12 protein-coding genes are annotated in these 21,184 nt (G+C 38.1%); 5 read left to right on the top strand and 7 right to left on the bottom strand.

Annotated elements, in window-relative coordinates; genetic code table 11:
* Positions 1-2: 2 nt before the first annotated feature.
* Positions 3-4,604: a SpoIIE family protein phosphatase gene (locus E4N80_RS02445; protein ID WP_253700155.1), complete on the bottom strand. Its 4,602-nt coding sequence runs from the start codon at positions 4,602-4,604 to the stop codon at positions 3-5.
* Positions 4,601-7,531 carry a hypothetical protein gene (locus tag E4N80_RS02440; protein WP_253700154.1) on the bottom strand — a complete coding sequence of 977 codons (2,931 nt, stop codon included), beginning with the start codon at positions 7,529-7,531 and terminating at the stop codon, positions 4,601-4,603. The genes E4N80_RS02445 and E4N80_RS02440 overlap by 4 nt, the downstream gene beginning before the upstream one ends.
* 147 nt (positions 7,532-7,678) lie before the next feature.
* Here E4N80_RS02440 and E4N80_RS02435 point away from each other — a divergent pair, with 147 nt between their 5' ends.
* Positions 7,679-8,968 (top strand): UPF0164 family protein, encoded by a 1,290-nt coding sequence (locus E4N80_RS02435; protein WP_253700153.1) that lies wholly within the window; start codon positions 7,679-7,681, stop codon positions 8,966-8,968.
* Positions 8,969-8,976: 8 nt separating this feature from the next.
* On the opposite strand, the gene E4N80_RS02430 is transcribed toward E4N80_RS02435, so the two are convergent.
* The gene (locus E4N80_RS02430; RefSeq protein WP_253700152.1) at positions 8,977-11,088 is read right to left on the bottom strand and encodes a DNA topoisomerase IV subunit A; all 2,112 of its coding nucleotides are present in this window, start codon (positions 11,086-11,088) and stop codon (positions 8,977-8,979) included.
* A gap of 203 nt (positions 11,089-11,291) precedes the next feature.
* Between E4N80_RS02430 and E4N80_RS02425 the strand changes: the two genes are divergently transcribed.
* Positions 11,292-12,974, top strand: coding sequence for an ATP-binding cassette domain-containing protein (locus tag E4N80_RS02425; RefSeq protein WP_253700151.1), 1,683 nt, complete (start codon positions 11,292-11,294; stop codon positions 12,972-12,974).
* 79 nt (positions 12,975-13,053) lie between these two features.
* On the opposite strand, the gene grdB is transcribed toward E4N80_RS02425, so the two are convergent.
* From grdB to E4N80_RS02405, 4 genes are all read right to left on the bottom strand, one after another.
* The gene (gene grdB / locus E4N80_RS02420) at positions 13,054-14,349 is read right to left on the bottom strand and encodes a glycine reductase complex selenoprotein B (protein ID WP_253700150.1); all 1,296 of its coding nucleotides are present in this window, start codon (positions 14,347-14,349) and stop codon (positions 13,054-13,056) included.
* A gap of 11 nt (positions 14,350-14,360) precedes the next feature.
* Complete coding sequence (locus tag E4N80_RS02415) at positions 14,361-15,650, bottom strand: glycine/sarcosine/betaine reductase component B subunit (protein ID WP_002668203.1); 1,290 nt, start codon at positions 15,648-15,650, stop codon at positions 14,361-14,363.
* 118 nt (positions 15,651-15,768) lie between these two features.
* Positions 15,769-16,386, bottom strand: a complete 618-nt coding sequence (locus tag E4N80_RS02410; RefSeq protein ID WP_253700149.1) for an epoxyqueuosine reductase QueH — start codon at positions 16,384-16,386, stop codon at positions 15,769-15,771.
* Entirely contained in the window at positions 16,383-17,567 is a 1,185-nt protein-coding gene (locus E4N80_RS02405) for a DHH family phosphoesterase (RefSeq protein ID WP_253700148.1), read from the bottom strand. Before E4N80_RS02405 ends, E4N80_RS02410 begins: the two co-directional genes overlap by 4 nt.
* 162 nt (positions 17,568-17,729) lie before the next feature.
* On the opposite strand from E4N80_RS02405, the gene E4N80_RS02400 reads away from it, so the two are divergent.
* From E4N80_RS02400 to aat, 3 genes are read left to right on the top strand one after another with little or no spacing between them, the layout of a single operon-like run.
* Entirely contained in the window at positions 17,730-18,035 is a 306-nt protein-coding gene (locus E4N80_RS02400) for an ATP-dependent Clp protease adaptor ClpS (protein WP_253700147.1), read from the top strand.
* Positions 18,032-20,389 carry an ATP-dependent Clp protease ATP-binding subunit ClpA gene (clpA, locus tag E4N80_RS02395; protein ID WP_253700146.1) on the top strand — a complete coding sequence of 786 codons (2,358 nt, stop codon included), beginning with the start codon at positions 18,032-18,034 and terminating at the stop codon, positions 20,387-20,389. Before E4N80_RS02400 ends, clpA begins: the two co-directional genes overlap by 4 nt.
* 27 nt (positions 20,390-20,416) lie before the next feature.
* Positions 20,417-21,154, top strand: coding sequence for a leucyl/phenylalanyl-tRNA--protein transferase (gene aat / locus E4N80_RS02390; RefSeq protein WP_253700145.1), 738 nt, complete (start codon positions 20,417-20,419; stop codon positions 21,152-21,154).
* Positions 21,155-21,184: the final 30 nt, after the last annotated feature.

Below are 21,184 nucleotides of genomic sequence, written 5' to 3'. Positions count from 1 at the left end.
TCTTATTTCTTCTTAATTCCCAAAATAGTTAAATCGTCATATTGCTGATCTTCCCGTACATTTGTATAATAAAGATATTCGTTATAATTTGTGTTTGGCACACGGTTTCCGCAATAAGTTTGATATTGCCTAAAATGTTTATTTAAAAATAAATCTATTTTTTTATCTACCTGAACCATATCCCTCTCGGTTGCCTTAGGATCCTGATACATTCGGAATATTTTTTCGACTGAAACAAGGCCTATAACCGCATCTTCAATTGTTCCCTCAAGGTTTGTAAAATCAAAATCAAATTGTTCATTCTCAATCGGATTATGCCATTTCTTTAAGCTAAAAAATCTGCGGGCAAAAATACTTTCGATAATTTCACATACACGGGGCTTACCTAACTCTTCTCCGTCCTGACCTACACTATGAGTTTCATGTTCGGCATCTTTTTCAAGTCCCGGCTCTTCGCATAAAACAGGCTGCAGTTTGGAATTCCTAAACAATCGTTTGGCTTCTTCAATACCGTCAGTGTATAGGAACAGAACATCTCCGGAATTTAATTTAACGGTTTCAACCTTAAAGCCGCCTTTCATATCTATCATAAAAGTCGGGAAAACTCCTGCAGCAGAAACTTCGGTTAGCACGACTTCTTTCATTTTCTTTGAGGCTGCATCATAAATATTGATAATATTATCTCCTGCATTACAAAAATGAACATTACCGGTTATCGAATCCATAAGACAAAGGGTAAAGGCTGCAAAGCGGCCTTTAAAACCTCTGGATTCCAGTAAGTCGTTTATTCGTGATACAACCTGATCTATTTTTAGTCCCTGCTTTTTATAGCTCCAGTCTCTAAAATAGTCCAAGAAAAGAGTTGCAACCTCTACCATGATAAGAGCGGCTGGAACTCCCTTACCTGCAACGTCACACTTTATAATTGCATAATATCTATCATCCAATTTTATATAGTCGAAATAGTCTCCCGATACACCACGGGCACCTTCATAATAACCGAAGAATTCTACATTATCGTCTACAGTCTTTCCTGATGTAAGTTTTCTTCCTGCTTCATCTAAATCGAGGGGTAAAAACATTTTTTGAATTTCTTTACCCATAGTCAAATCTTTTGAAGCAGCAGCTGCTTCGACAAGACCGCTTGTCATTTCATTTATGGTGGTTCCTAAAACACCTATCTCATCCTTTGTTTTAAGTTTAACATCTTTACCTGCAAGAAGTACCTTGTCTTCGGTAGCGGCAATCATTGCAACATGTCTTACAAGTTTTTTTATAGGAGCCGTAATAATCGAAGACATAATATAAGCACCGGCTAAACCTGCTACAAGAGCCGCCAACGAAATCAATAATATAACTTTACGCAGTGCAGTTGTCGCTTCATCAATTTGTTCAATCAAACTCTGTGTAGAAACCTGAATATAAACCATACCTTGAACAAAATTAGATTGTCCTCCTGCCTGTCTGTAAAGAATAGGCTTGTAAAAAAGATAACTTGTAATATCTCTTGAAAGTTTTTTTGAATTAAATTCGGGATAAGAACCGGCACCTTTTATACTTAATCCGTTAAGTTCGGAACTAAGTTTTGTTTCCATTTGATTTATGGCAGATTGAATTTCATTTCGTCTTTCTACCGATCTTCTATCCGTACTCAAGGCAATTTCCATAGCCGTATTTGTTAAAGATTGAATTTCGTCCGAAAGCTCGCCTATATTATTTTTTGCTTCCTTATCAAGTTCATTAAGTTTTTTATATACATCTTCCAATTGAGGCAATGATAACTCGGATTTACCTACAACAAAATCGGGAGTATCTATTTTAGAAAGAATATCTTCATCATTGGAAGCCCAAACAAAATTATAACCTACTTTTTTATCATCAATATGAACACCGGTTATCGTTGCAAAGGTTGCTTCTTTAAGTGCAGAAACTTGCGAAGGTAAAAAGCCCAACTCCAATACATTTTTTGAAGGAAGATAAGCTTTAGCACCGGAACTCAAACTTTCAAGCAAAATCTGAGTATTTGAAGCCAAACCCTCAGCCAACAGTCTTTCCTGTATTTCTGAAAATCGAAAACCCAAAGAAAGAGCCAAGGTTAAAATAACGGATACTATCAAAGCAGTTGTAAACATCATAAACTTTAACCTTAATCCGCCGCCTCTAACTTTTAATGCAGACAGTTTTTTTTCTTTTCCAAATGCCATAGCACCTCCGCGTAATAAAACACTTACTTCATACTTTATTTTTATAGCTTCTTTTATAGAATAAATAACTCCCGTTATTGAAAGAATCATAATAAATAAAATAAATATGGTAAAACAAATAATTAAAAAATAATCCGAAAAATCGGAATCCATAGCCGAAAGAAGCCAATTATATTTATAGGTATTTCCGTAATTACCTAACTTAATATTTCCTATATCATCAAAGGATATGGTTTTATCGGCAAAGTAAACTCCTCGCCCTGAGTGCATTAATCCCACATAGTATTTTCCGGAATCCAAATAATTTATTTTTATATTAGATATAAGTTTATCACTCAGAATAGAAAAATCTTTTTTTTCTATAGTTAGGTCATAAGGCGGAACTCCGTCAGAATCAACATAGACTGAAGTTACTTCACCCCCGGCAGCAAAGCCCTTACCTACCAATGAAAGAGAGATAGATCCGTCCATAGCTTGCACTGCATTTACATCTGCAACATAAGTATACGGAATATATTTATTTAAAGCAAAATACTTTACTGCCGGAACACCGATATTCCCAAAAGCGTCTACTGCAGAAACGGTTAAAGCATAAAGACCATTTTCATAATTTTTAAATTCTCTTTTATTTGAAACCGAACTTATATTTGATGTATTTAATTTAGCATTTAAATTATCCGACAAAACTTTTTGCACAACATCATCATCTATAAATGCCGTCCCTGCCGTTTTTAGGTACGAAAGAAATTTATCTATATCACTTATATACGAAAGGTTCCATATATAACCGTTTATAGCCGTTTCAGGTTTTCCGTTTATATCTAAATCGGGCGGATTCCATTTAATATCAAATGTATTCGATTTTACAAAACCTTTTTTATCTAAGGCCAATAAATCAAATATAGGAGCTGCGGGAGGAACTATATCTCTCTCATAAGAAACCGTAGTCATCTCCGACCAGTTTCCGGCATAATCGCATACCCTTATACCCAAATACCACAAGCCGTCTTCTTCAGGTTCATACACCAAAACGGTTTCGTCTTTTAATTTTTTAATTACAGGGGCTACAGATTCGGGAGGAACATCCTTTGACCATTCATACGAATAACCGGCTATACCTGATGAGTCATTGGGAAATTTAATCTTCATTGTAATTTTTTGTCTTCCTTCCGAAGTCTTTGAATCAAAATTCAAAGGCTGAAGCTGAGCTTTCGCTACCTCATGGTCAGGTTCGATATGCATTATTTTTGCCGAGCGTACACCTTCTTGCCAAAGAATATGAAGATTATCGTCTACAAAAAAAGGATTTACAAAAAGCAAGAAGCCGGTAATAGATGCAACAGAGTCGGTTGTCCAAATTGAATCCTCTTTTCTTGCAATCAAAATGGATGATTTGCCGTCATAAGTTTCTGACCAAGAAATAAGAGGCTTACTATTATAAGCTATAATTCTAGGACTAAATATCGTTCCATTTCCGGATGGAAGTATTTCAATTGAAGAGGCAAGTTTTCCTTTGCTATCTAAAACGGCATAAGCGGGAGAATTCTTTTCGCTGCGGTAAGATGATTGTTCCCAAACAATGAAAATAGATTTTTCCAAATTAATATATAATATATGAGGTCTTTGATTGTTAAAATCAAAATTATCCGTTATTCTCACAGGCTCCGACCAAGAAGAACCGCCATTAGAAGAAAATGAAGAAAAAAGCTGGTAAGTACGCCTGTCCCCGCTCTTATCCAAGGCTTGAAAAACCAAGACATCATTTCTTGCAGAAGCCGTATGTGCAGGAAGAAAAATCCTATCCATTTTTTTTGCAAAGTTAAATTCAGAAAAAGCAGGCCAATTAAGACCGTCTTCAGATGAAGAATAAAATATAGAAAACTTTTCATCTGCACCATGAGAAACAAACATAAGATACTTACCGTTTGAAGCAACGGATAGTTGAGGAGAAAGCAAATCGTATATTTCGGTAGTAATATTTTTAACCGTATATGTTTTACCGTAATCGGTACTTTTTAAAATCGTAATAGTATTACGATTTTTTACCAATGCAATTAAAATACTGTCATCATTTCCAACAGCGATAGAAACAATCGACGGAATATCGGCTGTATAAGGTATGGGCGGAATTATTCTTTCATTTATGGTCCATTTATTATTTGCATATACGCCTGTTGATATATATATTAACCCCTCACTATCAGATGATTTAACGGCTTCTTCCCAGACAGATGCGGAGATATTTGCATTTGAAGCCGACTTTAAAAAGTATCCGTTTCGGCCGCTTATGATGGAAGGATTTTCCCAATAAAATTCTTTTGCCGATAAAAAACATGTAAAAAATAAGAATATTAAAAATATAGTTAAGAATTTCCTCATACATTTTTTTCCGTTAATCATAGTAATGCATCTATCCTCTTTTTTAATTCTCTAACTTTTGCAGAATTTTTTGCATTAGGACTTTGCATAAGCTGTTCAACCAATGCAGCCGCTATAACCTTATTTCCTTTTTGTAATTCGGAAACAGCATGCTGATATTTCGCCTCATCAGCAGCAGAAAGTACAATAACGGCAGCACCGCCCATAGCCATTTGAATTGAGTCTTTTAATTGTATCGCAACAATATTTTGCGGATTAAGTTTAATAGCCGTATCCAACTGCTGCAAAGCAATCGGGAATGAAAGCCTATCACCGGCTGTATATATTGCTTGAGCCGACTTAGTAAGATTGGCAGATTCTGAGATTGCTTTAAGATCGGGCGGCGGCTGTTTAAGTCCTAAGTAAATTTCAATTTCATCCTTCAAAGCGGCAAGCCCCGAAAAGTTTTTATCAATGCTATACAAATCCAATAAGTCGCTATACGATTTTTGAGAATTACGCTTGTACTGAGCTCTTATAGTTTTAACTTTCCTTTTGAATTGCTCGTTAAAGTTTGCAGGATCTATCAACTTATCGATTTTTAAATTTAATTGTCCTGCAATTTCGTTATACGGGAATATCAATAATACCTGTCGTATATTATCCTTAGCTTGATTTAGATTATTTAAGGCAGCACTCCTCTGACCCGCCTTTATTTTTTGCTCTGCTTCCAAATAAAGCTGATTAGCATTATTTAAAAGCTGTATCATTTGAGGATATAGGGGAGCGGAAGCCGGAATAGATCTTCCTGTTTTTAAGGTTCCTGCAGTATTTACAATTGCCAGCCAGCTTTCAACTTCTTCGTTCGGTTCAATATTGGTTACAGCCCAACGGCTGCGTGCTGCATTCAAAGTTTCTTCAGCTTTTATAAACTCGGTATTAAAGTACTCCTTTTTTGCCTTTTCCAAATATGCACGGACATCTTTAACAACTACAGCGTTCTCCGCATCATTAATTTCTTTACCTAATTTATCAAGCCTTTCATCTGTCATTTGTCTATATTCTTCATCTTCTTCAAGCTGTAAAGCATCATTTGTTCTTGTTCGGGACAGTTCTATATTTCGCCTTGCAGCACTAAAATTACCGGATGCTAAATTTCTTTTTGCTTCCTCAAACCTTAAGTCGGCTTCATTTTTTGCTAACTGTATTTTTAAAAGAGTTGAGTCCATCAATGCCAAGTTCGAATCTATACTAGCGGAAAAATCTTTAAGAGATGCAATTGTCTTTTCAATACCGTTTTTATTTTCTGCAAAAACCTTACTCGACTCGGATACGGAAGGATCTGTATCTTTAATAAAATTATTCAAAATACGAATATCTAATTTTACAATTTCTTTTAAGCTTAAAAGCTCTTGTCTGGCTTCTGCCGGAGAGATCTTATCGGTCTTTTGTTTATCATTCGTAAAGCGCTCATATCTTTGCTTTGTCTCGGCAAAAGCCTCTTTACCTGATCTATTATTTATGATAGCAAGCCCTTCATAACATATAAGCCTGACCTTATCCAAGTTACTTAACAATAAACTATTTTTGGCTTCTAAAGCTTCCTGTTCTTTGCCGAGATCATTTGCAATGTGAGGTAGCGAAGATTCGGATAATTTTTTTACGGAAACTATCATAGATTCCAATTCTTGAATCTCAGCCTTTAAAGTTTTAACTTTAGGATTTTTAGAATTGCGCAATTCATCGGAACTGCCGGTGTAAGAAGATGGAATAGACTGTATTCTTTCTCTCATAGCTAAAAAACGGCTGTAATATTTTTTTGTAGAATCTATAATTTTATTAAGCTCGGCTAAAGAGTTTCTTTTTTTATCTTGAGAATCAACCGTCTGTCCAAATCTTGAGCTTGAACGTGTATTAATAACGGAATAAATTCCTGTCAGGCTTTTTAAATGAAAATCAATTAGGGATAAATTTTTATCGATAGATATATCATTTTCAAAATCAAATGTATTGCAAGATTCAAACCATAGTTTTTTAATTTCTAACCAATGACTGTCTGCCAAAGAATAAAGCGGCTCATGCACTCCCGCTTCCATAGCACCTTCAACACCTTCATATTTTTTTGCCGAATCCCTTCCGATAGTTAAACGGTAAGCAAAAGGTAATATGGTTTCTTCGGACTCAACATTTTTTTTCCTTTCATTTAGATAAATCTGTTTTAATGACGTACCCGATCTTATTAATGAACCGGTAATACTCCTAAGCTGAGAAGAAGAATTCTTCAAAGCATTTAATTCGTTTTCAAGAGAGGATAAGGATGATGAAAAAACTTTATTCCTATATCTATTCACATCCGAAATAAATTCGGTATAAGCAGCCTCGTATTTTTTTGTATCGGATTTGACCAAATCAAATTCTTTTTTCAAAATGCCGCTTATTTGGGCACTTTTATCTTCATTCATTGCCTCGCCGTCATACATTGAAAAACCTTGAATAAAAGTCTTGGCAGCATCATTATATTTCTTTTCTTCTATAAGTTTAATACCCTCACTCATCAAATCATTAAACTTTATACGGTAAATAGCATAGAATGAGGATATTTTTACCTTGTCCAAAAAGGCTCTAAGGTCCGGATCCATATCCGCTTCCAAAACTTCCATCTTGTCTATCATTGCAATTCTTTTTAAGTTATTGTTAGGATCTACTCTTAAAAGCTCTATAAGTTCATGGAAGGTTTTTTTAAATTCGGCTTGATTTTTCATTGTTTTTCTAGCTAGACTTATTCCATTTTCCATAGATTCAGGTTTGTTTTCAATAACATTAACTATATCCTGCAAGGCCGCAGTATTTTTTGACTCTTCCAAAAGACTTTTAGCCGTTGCATAATCCGATTCGGCAGATCCTTTTGAAAAGGCAAAAATAGAGAGAAAACATATAAAAAGGCTTATAAAAAAACGTTTTTTATTCAACTTACCAAACCTTAATTTGATGCTCTTAAAAAAGTCATCTATACAAAAAACTCCTATATCAATTTTCGGCTTTTTATACTTTTTTTTAATAAAAATCTCTAAAAATAGCTTAAAAAAAAGCCGAAATTCATATATAATAGTATAAGTATGAAGAGAATTTTTCAAGCCGTTTGCATAAGTATTTTTCTCATTTTTTCAAAAACAGGCCTTTTTTGTGCAGATATTTCCAATTTTTACTCGGGCACATCATCAATTTTTGATATCTTTACACAAAAATTTGAGGGAGAAACAGCTTTTAGATCCCTTTTGATTCCCTCGGGAGGCCGCTTCGAAGGTCTGGGAGGTACTTTTACAGCTCTTTCAAACGATATAAGTTTTTTCGATGCAAACCCTGCTGCGAGTGCCCTTTTAAAAGAAACCGAGCTAAATCTTCTACACAACAGTTGGATAGCCGATTCCAAGCTCGAAACGGTAGGCTATACCCAAAGGAAAAATCATCTGGGCTGGGGTACATCATTGAGGTGTTTTTATATTCCATTTACCGAATACGGCCCGTTGGGGCAAAAAAAAGCATCAGGCTATTACAGCGAAACCTTTTTAACTGCAAATATAGCCTATAATTTTTTTGCAGGATACGATTTTAAAGGTTTAACAGTAGGGGGAAGTATAAAAACCGGCATAAGGTCAATGCCTCCTTTTTCAGGACAAGATGAACCGGCAGATCCGGATAACACTGCCCCTCAATATAAAAATGCTTCACAACAAAACGGATATGCCGTTCTTGGCGATTTTGGAATTATGATAAGAGCCAATGTTACAAAAATCTTTTACAGTGATGAGCCTAACTTTTATTTCGGCCTTAGCTTAAAAAACTTCGGAACCCCTATAAAGGGCGAAATACCACCCTCCTATATCTCACTAGGCTTTGCATATAGACCCGTAAATTTCTTTTTATTCGGAATGGATTTAAATCAGGGGATAAATGTTGTAAACATAAAAAAATCCGGACTTCCTTATGGAAACTTAGGATTGATGTTTTCAATCACAAAATATTTTAATCTTCTAACAGGTTTCGGCATTAGGGGAGGAAATCCACGATTTACCTTGGGAGGAGAAGTCAATCTCTCGGATGTTCAAATTTCTGCAAATTATACCCTTGACCTATCCAGCCAGGTTACAAATATCAGCCGAATCAGCGTTGGAGTAAAACTTCTTTTAGGTCAGGATAAAAGAGATGAAAAACTTAGCACAGTAAAAAAACTTTATGTTCAAGCCTTAAAAGAGTACAATAATAAAAACTACGAAAAAGCTATAGAGCTTTGGAAAGAAATTTTAACGATAGACAAACGCTATGATCCCGCAATAGAAGGCATAGCCAGAGCCGAACAACAGCTTCAGCTCTTAGAAGAAATCAAAAAAATCTTGTTTCTCGATTAAAAGCATCCTTATTTATCGGATACTTTTTTCTTTCCTGTTTTTGAGGTCTTTTGAGCTCCGGAAGACTTCTCATTTTTGACGGGCTTGGAAGTTTTTTCAGACTTAGTCTTCTTTACGGCCTCTTTTTTTTCCTGTATAGTAGCTTCCTTTTTAACCGCCTTTTTTGTTTCGGTCTTTTTTTCCTGAGCCTTTTTAATCAAAGATTTTTTTTCAGACAGTTCTTCTGCAGAAAGGGTCTCCCTTACCGAAAGGCGCACGCCCTGGGCCTTTAAGCCCTTCTCGGCAAAGGAATCGGCCTTAAATTCTTCTTCTATCTTTTTTACACGTGGTTTAGGTGCATAGTTCAGCTTAAAAGAAAACTTAAGTTTCGTACTTACAAAAAGCACCTCGGTATTGTCGGGGGCAAAAAGGTAATCCCTGTTTAGGATATAGCCTTCTACCCTAGCCCTCTTTATATAGGCATACTTTGTCTTGGAATCGCGGTAAATTACGGTAAAAAGCACCTTTGAAAGCTCTTCTTTTTCAGCAAAACCGCAATACCACATTCCGGTATCGACAAAGACTCGGTCGGGCACATCCATTACGGTATAAACCCCGCTCTTCCGCAAGACAAAGATGCGGTCATAGGGGCTGACCCGTAGAATCTCTTTTCCTGTGGTAACGGAGGTGCCGAGATAGCCCGTTTCTTCATCATAGCGGAGGGCAGTATCCCTTGTTACGGCTTCTTTTACATCAACCTTTGTAAAGCCGGTAATCTCGGTCTTGCGCTTAAATTCTTCTGCCGGCAGTTTAGCCGCAATTCCGTCCAAAATCGAAATAGCATAGCCCTTTAAGTTCTTTAAAAGCTTTGCTATTTCCTTTAAGCGGTTATTTATCTCCCTAACCTCTTCACGGTTTTTGTTTATATCGTAAAGAGATATGCGGCGGATGGGGATTTTAAGCAATTTGTCGACATCATCTTCGGTTACATCGCGGATTAATTCCTTTTTAAAGGGAACAAAGCCCTTGATAACCGCATTGATTACGCCCTCTGCCGTCTTCATAGTTTCTATCTTTTTGTATATGCGTTCCTCGATAAAAATACGCTCAAGGGTGCGCATGTGCAGGCGGTCGGTAAGCATAGCCCGTTCATATTCGAGCTCATCTTTTAAAATCTGCATCAACTGTTTGGCGTGATATTTTATTATATCGGTTACGGTAATTTGAACCGGAAGATTGTCCTTTATAACCAAAAGATTGCATGGAATAGACTGCTCGCATTCGGTAAAAGCATAGAGGGCATCTACCACATCGGCAGAGTAAACCCCTCTGGGGAGCTTTAACTCAATCTCGACATTTTCGCCCGTATAGTCGCTTATTTCCGAAATCTTAACCTTTCCGGCCTTTGAAGCGGCCTCGATAGAGTTAATCATACTTTCGGTGGTGCTTCCGAAGGGCAGCTCCCTTATTACTATCCTCTTTTCGTCGGAGGTGTCGAGCTTGGCCCTGACTAAAACTTTGCCCAAGCCGTCTTCATATTCCGAAACATCTATCAATCCTCCTGTGGGAAAGTCGGGGAAAAGAGCAAAGGATTTTCCGCTTAAAAAGGCTTTTTCGGCCTCAATTATTTCGAGGATATTATGAGGCAAAATCTTTGTGGACATACCTACGGCAATTCCCTCTGCCCCTATCGCTAGGATTACGGGGAGCTTGGCCCTAAAGGCTAAGGGCTCCTTGTTTCTTCCGTCATAAGAAACGGTATAATCGGTTATATGGGGATTATAGAAAATGGTTTTTGCAAACTCGTTTACTCTGCACTCTATATATCGGGGAGCGGAAGCTTCATCTCCGGTAAAAATATTCCCGAAGTTTCCTTGAGTATCTATAAAAAGCTCTTTTGAAGCAAGAACCACGAGGGCATTTCCTATTGAAGCGTCTCCGTGGGGATGGTACTTCATACAGTGCCCGATAACGTTTGCTACCTTGTGAAATTTGCCGTCATCCATCTCAAAGAGGGAATGTAGAATTCTCCTTTGAACAGGCTTTAAACCGTCCTCAAGGTCGGGTATGGCCCTGTCGCGGATAACATAACTTGCATATTCCAAAAAATTCTTATTAAAAAGACTTTCAATATAATCCATCTTTTTCCTCGAAAAAAAGTATTTTAAGATGATACACTAAAAGTGAAAATTTGTCTACAAGAGCGGAAAAACTATTAACAATGAGAGGGAAACTAAAAAAATAAGGAAGATATTTAATTTTTAAGCATGTATAGTCTTAAAGTCGGTTTATGGGTATAATGTTTTTTAATATCGGCTATATAAACATCGTATAAAAGGAACACATGAAACTATTTTTTAAATACTGTAAAGAAATTTGGAAAGAAAATAAGGCCTTGGTTTCCCTTATCTATTTTTTAACATTCCTCCTCGCCTGCGTAGAAATAAGCCTGCCCCTCTTTTTTAAATTATTTATCGATAAAATAAGGGAGGGAATAGGAGGCGGCTCCTTTGCTATCTATCTTCTTTTATATGTTTGCTGTTTACTGGCAGGAAACCTTTTAAATGTTTTTTGGTATCAATTATTGGACAAGGCCGGAGGGATAATTTTACTGCGGGTCCGCAATAAACTTTTTAAGAGCATCATAAGTGCTCCGTTTCAAAGGATAAGCAATACCGGAAGAGAAAAGATTAAAAATATTTTATTCAATGATACCATGAGTGTTTTTTCAAGTTTAACGCTTTTCGGAATCCGCATCTTTTCAAATCTTTTAATGCTTGCTCTATTTTTAATTTTTGTTTCAATCTTAAACCCCTCTTTGGGAGGTTTACTCCTTCTTATGGCCGGCGCAGGATTTTTGATTTCTTTACTGGCAAGAAAAACCATAAAAAAGAATTCTCAAAATGTAAACGCAGAATTAAAAAAAACTAATGCCCTTACAAATTCCTTTATAGATTCAATCGAACTGTTTAAGACAAACGATTTAAAAGGCTACATTGAAGAAAAACATAAAAAGATGCTTAAAAATTTTATCAAGCTTGCCCGCAAAAACGATTTTACCCAAGTCTTTTTAAAAAATATTTTAGCAAACATCAATATGGTTTTTACCCTCCTCGCCCTATCCTTGGTTATAGTTTTAGGTAAAAATACATCAACAGGCGACTTATTATTTTTATTTTTTATCTCAAACATGATCTTCTCTTTCAGTACTCAAACCGAGCAATTGATCTCGGCCTTTTATGCAAACCTTCCCGCATTTGAACACATTGAAGAAATACTACAACTTCACAAAAAAGACACGGAAGAAAAAACTTTCAAATGGGAAAGCTTACAATCTCTTTCGTTTGAAAATTTTTCCTTTGATTATAATCTCGATAATGATAAAAAAACAGAGAGCTCTCAAAGGACTGCTCCCCTATTAAATAATCTCAATATGACTTTTTATCCGGGGGATAGAGTAAGGGTCTGCGGTAAAAACGGAAGCGGAAAGACTGCTCTTTTAAAACTTTTAGCAGGTCTGCTTGAAACCTCAAGCGGCTCAATCCTCATCAACGGAAAAAACATCAAGGAATATTCATCTCAATTTAAAAAGAATAAAATCCTTTATATAAGTCAGGATGAGTTCATTTTAAACGAAACAATCGAAAAATATTTTGAAGTAATGAAAACAGGCCTTACAGCTGAAGAGATCTCCGCCTTTTTGCAAGCCTGGGATTTTTCCGAAACAAAAAACGATGAAGACCTTTTAAACTTTATCCTCGAAGCCAATGCAAAAAACATTTCCGGAGGCATGAGAAAAAAGCTCCTTGCACTAAAACTCTTTGCCCGAGCAAAGAAAGCCGATATAATACTCATAGACGAAATCGAAGCCGGAATGGATATTCAAACCATTAAACGCTACCGCAGCGAAAGAAACAAGCTTTTAGGCTATTCTCAAGAAAAGATAGTCTTTGAAATTAGCCATAACGAGGATAAAGACGATTTTTTTACCCGCCTTCTTAAAATCGAGTCAGGGAAAATATATTAAATTAGCCGCAATAAACTAATTTAAATAAAAAAAGCCCCCTTGCCTTAGAGGCTTGGGGGCTTTAGTTTAAAAAGCTAAATTAAAAAACGGTTTGCTCTGAAACGGGTGTTTCAAGAGCTTTTAATGCTTTTTCAACAAGGGAGCGGCGGAGTTTTTTCTCATCTGCATCGTTCATTTTAGGATCACCGAGCGGGTGAGGAATAGCTACAGCCGGAACAATTCTGTTAGCTCCTACAGTCTTTGAGATAGGAACAACAGTTGCAATATGTACTACCGGGAGGAATCTCTCGATTTCTTTAACCATCGTTGCACCGCAACGAGTACATGTGCCTCACGTGGAGGTAAGAATTACAGCCTGCACTCCGTCTTTTACAAGTTTTTGAACAAATTCTTCGGCAAATTTCTTTGCACGCTTAACGGCCGTACCGTTTCCTACCGTTGTATAGTACTTGTCATGAAGCTTTCCGATCTTTCCTTCTTTTTCGAGATCACGCAAAACATCTACCGGAAGAACTCGGTTAGGGTTTGCGTTACAATAGGTCGGGTCGTATCCGCCGTGAGCAGTTTCACTGTCTTTTGATGAAAGAGCTGCCATACCTGCGATTGAATATTCGCCGTAGTGTGAAGCGTTTGAAGCTTCAATGTGGTCGGGGTTACCCTTGGGTACAACACCGCCTGAAGTTACCAATGCAACCTTTGCCTTGGTAATATCCTTAACGGCAGGCTGAGGAGGTACTCTGTCGAATACGGGCATCGGATATTCGGTTACGAATTCTTCACCCTTAATCTTCTTGATGAGCATGTCAACAGCTCTCTTTGCACCTCTTTCTTCTGCAAAGTAGTTTTGGCGTACGCCTCTGGGTAAGAGACCTTCTTTTTCGGGGCAGCAAATTTTTTCGCCTGTCAAAAGTTTTTTAGCCAAAGCTCCGATAGCAGGAACAGCTTCTCTCATACTTACAGCAGAGTTGCCTGTCTTGATTGTGTACATAAAGGCTTTAAATACATCATAACCGGGGTTTTCTTCATAGAGACCCGAAACAGCGGGGATACCGAGCTCAAAGGCAACCTTTGCTGCGTTACCGCAAGCCATACCGTATCGTCCGGCGTTAAATCCGGGACCGGCAATAAGAAGGTCAGCTTTTGTTTCTGTAAGAACTTTTTTTACGAATGCAAGAGCTTCTTCTTCGTGCTCGTTAAAAAAGTTATCACCGCAGATAATGGTCTTGACGATCTTTCCGGCATCTCCTAAGGCACCTTGAATTCCGGTACCGGGACCTGCTGTTCCGTCAATAACCTCCGGTTTGTAGTCAGCCATGTCTTCTCCGCCCTTTCCGGCAAAGAACTGATTGATATAATGAACAATTACTTTACTCATAGCTTAACTCCTTATAGTCCTCTTGCGCTAAGATTCCAGAATCCGAGCTCGTTTGTAGCACCGGTAATAACCTGAATTTCAGCTTCGATTGTTCCGTCGGCATGTAAACTTCCGTCCCAAGCACCTGCAATAACATTTGCCTGTTTTACATCTCCGATGATGGTCTTCATCGGGGGAAGTTTTACAACAGCGTTTGCGTTTCCGTTAGAAACTACAGCATTTCCTAAGGGGTTAGAGTCAGCAAGAGACTGACTTGCACCGTCTTGACCGGCATATTCGTCGGTTACGAGAACGGTCTTGATACCCATTTCTTCGATCTTGCGGCAGTTCATAATTAAGTCGGCATCGGGGTTTCCGAAACCTTCTTCAGAAACTATAACTGCATCGCAGCCTAGCATCTGAGCCAACTTTGCTGAAAGGTTAGAAGATCTTTCCTTGTCTGCAAGAGTAACGTTTTCGTTTGTAACAATTACACCCATGAAGTTGATGTCTTTTCCATGTCGCTTATAGAGTTCATGGATAATGGGGCTGTTCTGGTGAACATAGGTCGGGTTTTTATCGCATGCAGAAACGCAGTTACCGCTTACGATTGCACCGTCCATAACTTCTGTGGGGTACATCATAGTGGGAAGAATCTGCTTTACATCAATACCGTAGTAGTAGGTATCGTGTAAAAGTCCCTGACTCTGGAGCATGTAAACATAGCCTACCTTGGGAAGATTAGGATATTGTTTAGCCTGCTCTACGAAGGGGAGTGTTTCGTAGGTTTCTACAGAAGCGGGTTTTACGTTTTTAGCAGCTTCTCCGAGATATCGGGCTGTTTTTAAGCCCATAAGGCGTAAAGCCTTTTCTTTAATAGCACGGGTAACATCGTCTTGGATCTTGCAATCAACAACGAGGTTTACGGTCTTTGAAAAGGGCGTATATTCAGCACCCGGACCGCTCATGTCGATGATACCTTCCTGGAAACCTACAACGGTTCCGGTTGTAACTACAGCAGCACCCTTCAATACATGGGTTTTACCTGCTCCAACAACAGCCTCTTCACCGGTAAAGAAACCGGGGAAGCAAACGCCGCTGCCTTCTACCTTGCATCTGGGTTCAAGAACATCTTTTACAGGGATAATTCGGGTGTTGTCGCCGGGCTTTGCAATGTGCAATTCTACGCCGGTTACAAGCGGATCTTCCTTGATAAGAGCCTCAAGTTCAGCTTTGTTTACTTCAAGGCATGTTCCGTTAACGGCAGTTTTGTTTCCAAATTTCATGTCGTTAATGGGGATAATACCTAATTCAAGTTTCACTTTTGACCTCCTATTATTTTTAGTCAATAGATTGATTACTTTGGCTTCCATTATAACAGGAATTAAGTATATAGTCAATTCTAAAACTTGAATTTATGAGTATAAAATGAGTAAAATTTTATCGTTTTGAGTATTTGCAGCCGCAGTAGTCCTGCCTGTAAAGACCGTATTTTTTGCTTAAATTTATAGAATCAAGGTAGCCGTTTCTTTTTTTAAAATCGCTCGGCAGCCATTTGCAGCCTTCGTTTTCAAGAGAAAGACCTATAAAATTAAGTTTTTCCGCATTTTTTAAGGGGCTTACCGAAAGGGTTGAGGTAAAAAAGTCAAAACCGTCCTTTTTAGCTCTTTCGGCAGTTTTTTTTAACCGTAAAAGGTAACAACGCATACAGCGCTCCCCCCCTTCGGGACAATCCTCCAAACCTTGAGAAATCTCATAGAATTCTTGCGGGTTATAGACCTCTTTGATTATTTCTATCTTGTGAGATGATAGATTTTCTTCATTGTATATGGAAATAAGATGCCCTTGCTCTTCCGCTCTTTTTTCGTACTCTTCAGAAGTATCGATATTGCTATTATAATAAAAAATAGTCAGCTTAAAAAAAGGAGCAAGTTTTAAGATAACGGAAGAACTGCAAGGCGCACAGCAGGAATGAAGCAATAAGGTCTTATCATTCGAACCTAAATTTTTTATCGTATCTTGCATCAGCCTGTCATAGTTTATTTTTTGAGGCATCATTTCGGAATAAGGGTTTTAATTTTTTTAGAAATTTTCTCTACATAGGCGGGAAGATCTTTGATTTCCGTTTTGGGGAACCTAAAGCCTATGGCACCGGGATGGCCTCCGCCGTCTTCAATACCGAATTCGTTTAAAATAGGTCTTACATCGATTCCCTTTACATCTCCGGAAGCCCTTATTCTAAGCTGAATTTTATCGGAGATTTCCGAAGGATCAAAATACGCCGAGATGCCCACTCCATGAACTTCTTCGGCTATATTATCTGTAGCACGCTTTATAACACCCAAAAACTGATTATAATCAATACCCGAACTTAAAGCGTCGGACTGTTTTTCATCTAAGATTATAACACCGACACGGCCATCATAAAATGCGTTTTTCATTACCGACTTGTAAATTCTTGCATCTTCGTCTGAAAGTTTTTCCATTACATTCACAATTTCATTGACGGAACTTATGTTTTGAGAACCTTCGTTAAATTTCTCATGAAGAATAGAATTGAACTTTTTTGAAAAATAATTATAAAAAGCCTTATCACGCTGCTTAAAAAGATAGTCCCCCATCTTTGCATCTCCAATCATGCCTGTGAGCATAGCAAGAACTATGTTACGGGAATATAACTCATTTATACCGTATTTTTTAAGAATCCCAGGCCGTTTTTCAAGCTTTAAACACATTTGCCCTATTATCTCGCAAGTGCTTGAAGCCCTCAATGTAAGTCTATAATCCTCATCTCCCGAATAATCCGCATCCGCGGCAAAATGATGATCAATCTCAACCTTAGGAAGCGTTTTATCCTTTAAAAAAACCTTAATATCATCATTTGAGGCTATCATATCAGGCTTAGGTGTATCTAAGATAACGACAACATCGGGCTTTATGACCTCAGTCACATCATTAACAAAGAAAGAGATAAAATTGTATCTGCAAATATCCGCAAAAAAAGAAAGATTATCGGGAACATTATCTTCTAAAAAAATATTTACGGTTTTCCCGAATTTACGCAATAATAAGCCGAAAGCAACAACCGAGGAGAAACAATCCTCATCGGCGTGCTTATGCCCTAAAAGCAAAAACGATGATTTATTATATATAAGTTCAAAAATCCTTTCCATTACCGCATTTTTTCTGCCGATATTGATAGGTTTTATTTTTTTTGTTTCAGAATTATTAGAGCTCATCGCATTATAGTATATCACATTACGTTAAAATATCAAGTTCCCTTTTTCCCTTTTTACAAATATATCGAATTTTTTGTCAAAATTCTTATTTTACGGAAGAATATTACTAAAAAAAATAAAAAATTGCTTGTAAAATACGGATTTTTACAGTACTTTATATGTATGGAACTAAAAAAGCAAGCCCAAAAGGGGACTATTATATCTGAAAAATTTATAGAACCGGAAAATTATAGGGTCATTCTTCTTAATGATGACTTTACCCCAATGGATTTTGTTGTGGCCGTCCTTATTTCCATATTTAATAAGTCGCAGGAAGAGGCCGAAACTTTGATGTTTAAGGTTCATAAAACGGGACAAGCCTCTGTCGGTATCTATGTATATGACATAGCAGCAACAAAATGCTTTCAAGTATTAACGGCAGCAAAGAATAATAATTTTCCGCTGCAATGCAAGGTTGAAAAACTATGAATTTTACGGTAAGTCTAACTGTCAGACGCATTTTCCAAGATGCTGTTGAAGACGCAAAAAAAAGAAATCATGAATTCGTTACTCCGGAACACCTCTTGTGGGCTATTATGTTCAATCCTAAGGCCTTGGAGCTTTTTACCCTTTCAGGTTCGGATCTGGGTTACATCCATGATAACCTAAACACTTACCTTGAAAATAAGATTCCGGTAAGGACACAAAACAATCAGGCAGAACCGATTCAAACAGTAGGCCTGCAAAATGTTTTTGAAAGAGCGATTTTAAACTGTAATGCTGCAGAAAAGCCTGTTATCGGGATTAACGACATAATAGTAAGCCTTATGGATGAAGAAAAAAATCATTGTTCTTTTTTTATGAAGCAAAGCGGAATAGACCGCCTAAGGCTCCTCCAACTGGTCAGCAGCCCCGATTTCTATGATGACGGCAAAAATAAAAGTGCCTATGAAGAAGCCGAAGATGTTCGGGAAGCTCAAGGCTTAAAAGAAGACTCTGCCCACCATAATTCCGAAGAAAAAAACACGGATAAAAATAAGGCACAAAAAACTTATCTTGAAAGGTTTACGGTAAATTTAACCGAAAAAGCCCGCAATGGCCGGCTTTCTCCCATCATCGGAAGGGAAGAAGAAATAGAAAGAACTATTCAGATTTTATGCCGCAAACAAAAAAACAATCCCATTCATGTGGGAGGAGCCGGAGTCGGAAAAACAGCTATCACCGAGGGGCTTGCCCAAAGAATTACGGCAAACAAGGTTCCCAGCTTTTTAAAAAACGCAAATATCTACAGCTTAAGCCTATCGGACCTGCTGGCCGGAGCAAAATTTAGAGGAGATTTTGAAGAAAGGCTTAAACGGATTGTATCCGAAATTTCAAGAGAAAAAAATGCTATTCTTTTTATAGATGAAATCCACACCATTGTAAATGCAAACTCGGGCGGAGGCGGAATTGAAGCACCGGATCTTTTAAAACCGATTTTGGCGAATGGAAAGGTTCGCTGTATCGGAGCTACAACCTTTGAAGAATACAATAAGCATTTTACAAAGGATGCAGCCCTTGCAAGGCGTTTTCAAAAAATAGATATTGAAGAGCCGAATGAAGAAGAAGCCCTTAAGATCTTAAAAGGCCTTCGCGAAAGTTACGAGAATTTTCATAAGGTTCACTACAGCGATGAGGTTTTGGAGTCGGCAGTCCATCTTTCGGCCCTTCATATCAGGGACAGGTTTTTGCCCGACAAGGCCATAGACCTTATAGACGAGGCCGGAGCCCTGATTAAGATAAGAGCCGATAAAGAAAAGAACGAAAATGAAGCTGATGAAAAAGACCTTGAAGAAAGAGCTTTGCCGGAGGTAAGCCTTTCCGACATAGATAAGATAGTTGCAAAAACGGCCAAGATTCCGGAACAAAGGGTTTCGGTAAACGAGACGGAAAAACTGCGGCACTTTGAAGAAATCCTTTCAAAAAAAATCTTCGGCCAAGATACCGCCATCGAGGGTGTTACCAAGGCTGTAAAACGTTCCCGAGCCGGTTTCCGCTCTAAGGATAAGCCGGTTGCAAACTTTTTGTTTGTCGGCCCCACGGGTGTGGGGAAAACCGAGCTTGCTAAGACCCTTGCAGAAGAGCTGGGCATCCCCCTCCTCCGTTTCGATATGAGCGAATATCAGGAGAAGCACACGGTAAGCCGCCTCATAGGCTCTCCCCCCGGTTATGTAGGTTTTGAAGAAGGCGGGCTTTTAACCTCTGCCGTGCAAAAAAGCCCTAATGCAGTTCTTCTTTTGGACGAGATAGAAAAAGCTCATTCCGACATCTATAATATTCTCTTACAGATTATGGACTATGCTACCCTTACCGATAATCAGGGCAGAAAGGCGGCCTTTAACAATATAATTCTTATTATGACAAGCAATGCAGGCTCTTCCAATATAGGAAAGCCCTTAATCGGTTTCGGAGGAGAGCGTATTTCGGAATCGGCTGTCGATGAGGCTGTTGAAAAGACATTTACTCCCGAATTCAGAAACCGTCTCGATGCAATCATAAAATTCGGCCCCCTTACGATGCAGGTTATGAGCCTCATCATCAAAAAGGAAGTAGAAAAAATACGCTCCCAGCTCGCAGAAAAAGAAATTTCTCTTGAGCTTGAAGAAGATGTTATTCCTCTTTTAGCCGAAAAAGGATATTCGGAAGAATTCGGAGCACGCAATGCGGCCCGCCTTGTCGAGGACGAATTTGTAACTCCATTAACGGATATGATCCTTTTCGGGGAAACAAAGAAGGGCAGCTCAGTAAAATGCCGAATCGGGGATAAACTTAAAAAACCCTATTTGGTATTGAACATAAAATAAAACGGTGCAGCTTTTTAGTAAAAACAAATGCAGACCGATTTTTCTTCATTATCGCTTTTAAGTTCTACGGAAAAAAAGATACTCTTAAAAAGAAGTCAAAAGGATTTTCCTTGGCTTGAGAGCGAGGATTTTTTTGATTTTAATAAGGCCTTGGGAGAAGAAGATTATATTCAAACATCCCAAGATGATGAAGTCATATCGGGAGGGAACCTTTCGCCGGGCATGATTCTTTCGGCCTATAAACATTCTTTTTTTCCTTGGTTTTCCGAAGAAGACCCGATAATCTGGTTTTCTCCCTCTTTACGGTTTGTAATCGACAAGGCTTCTTTTCATATTCCGTCCCGTTTAAAAAGAGAGATAAAAAAGACGGATTTTAGGATAAGCCTAAATGAAGCCTTTGATGAAGTTATAGAAAACTGTGCCCTAATCAAACGAGAGGGGCAAAAAGGAACTTGGATAACGGATGACATGCTTCAAGCTTACAGGCTTCTTCATAAGCTGGGCTTTGCTCACTCTGTAGAAGCATGGAAAGGCGGCGAATTGGCCGGAGGCTTTTACGGACTTTATATAAACGAGGTCTTTATAGGCGAATCCATGTTCAGCAAGGTAAGCGGAGCTTCCAAAACAGCCTTTGCCCTCTTTGCCCAAGACTTCTTTGAAAACAAGAAGGGCATTTTAATAGATGCCCAAATTCCTTCCGAAAACATAAAACGCTTCGGTGGCTTTAAAATACCGCGAAATCGGTATCTCGGGATTTTAGGTTGACAACTCCGAGCTCAAAAGTTAAAATACTTG

Origin of the sequence: Treponema denticola, assembly GCF_024181605.1 — a bacterium.
Classification (GTDB): Bacteria; Spirochaetota; Spirochaetia; order Treponematales; family Treponemataceae; genus Treponema_B; species Treponema_B denticola_B.
This window is presented reverse-complemented; position numbering and strand designations above follow the sequence as displayed.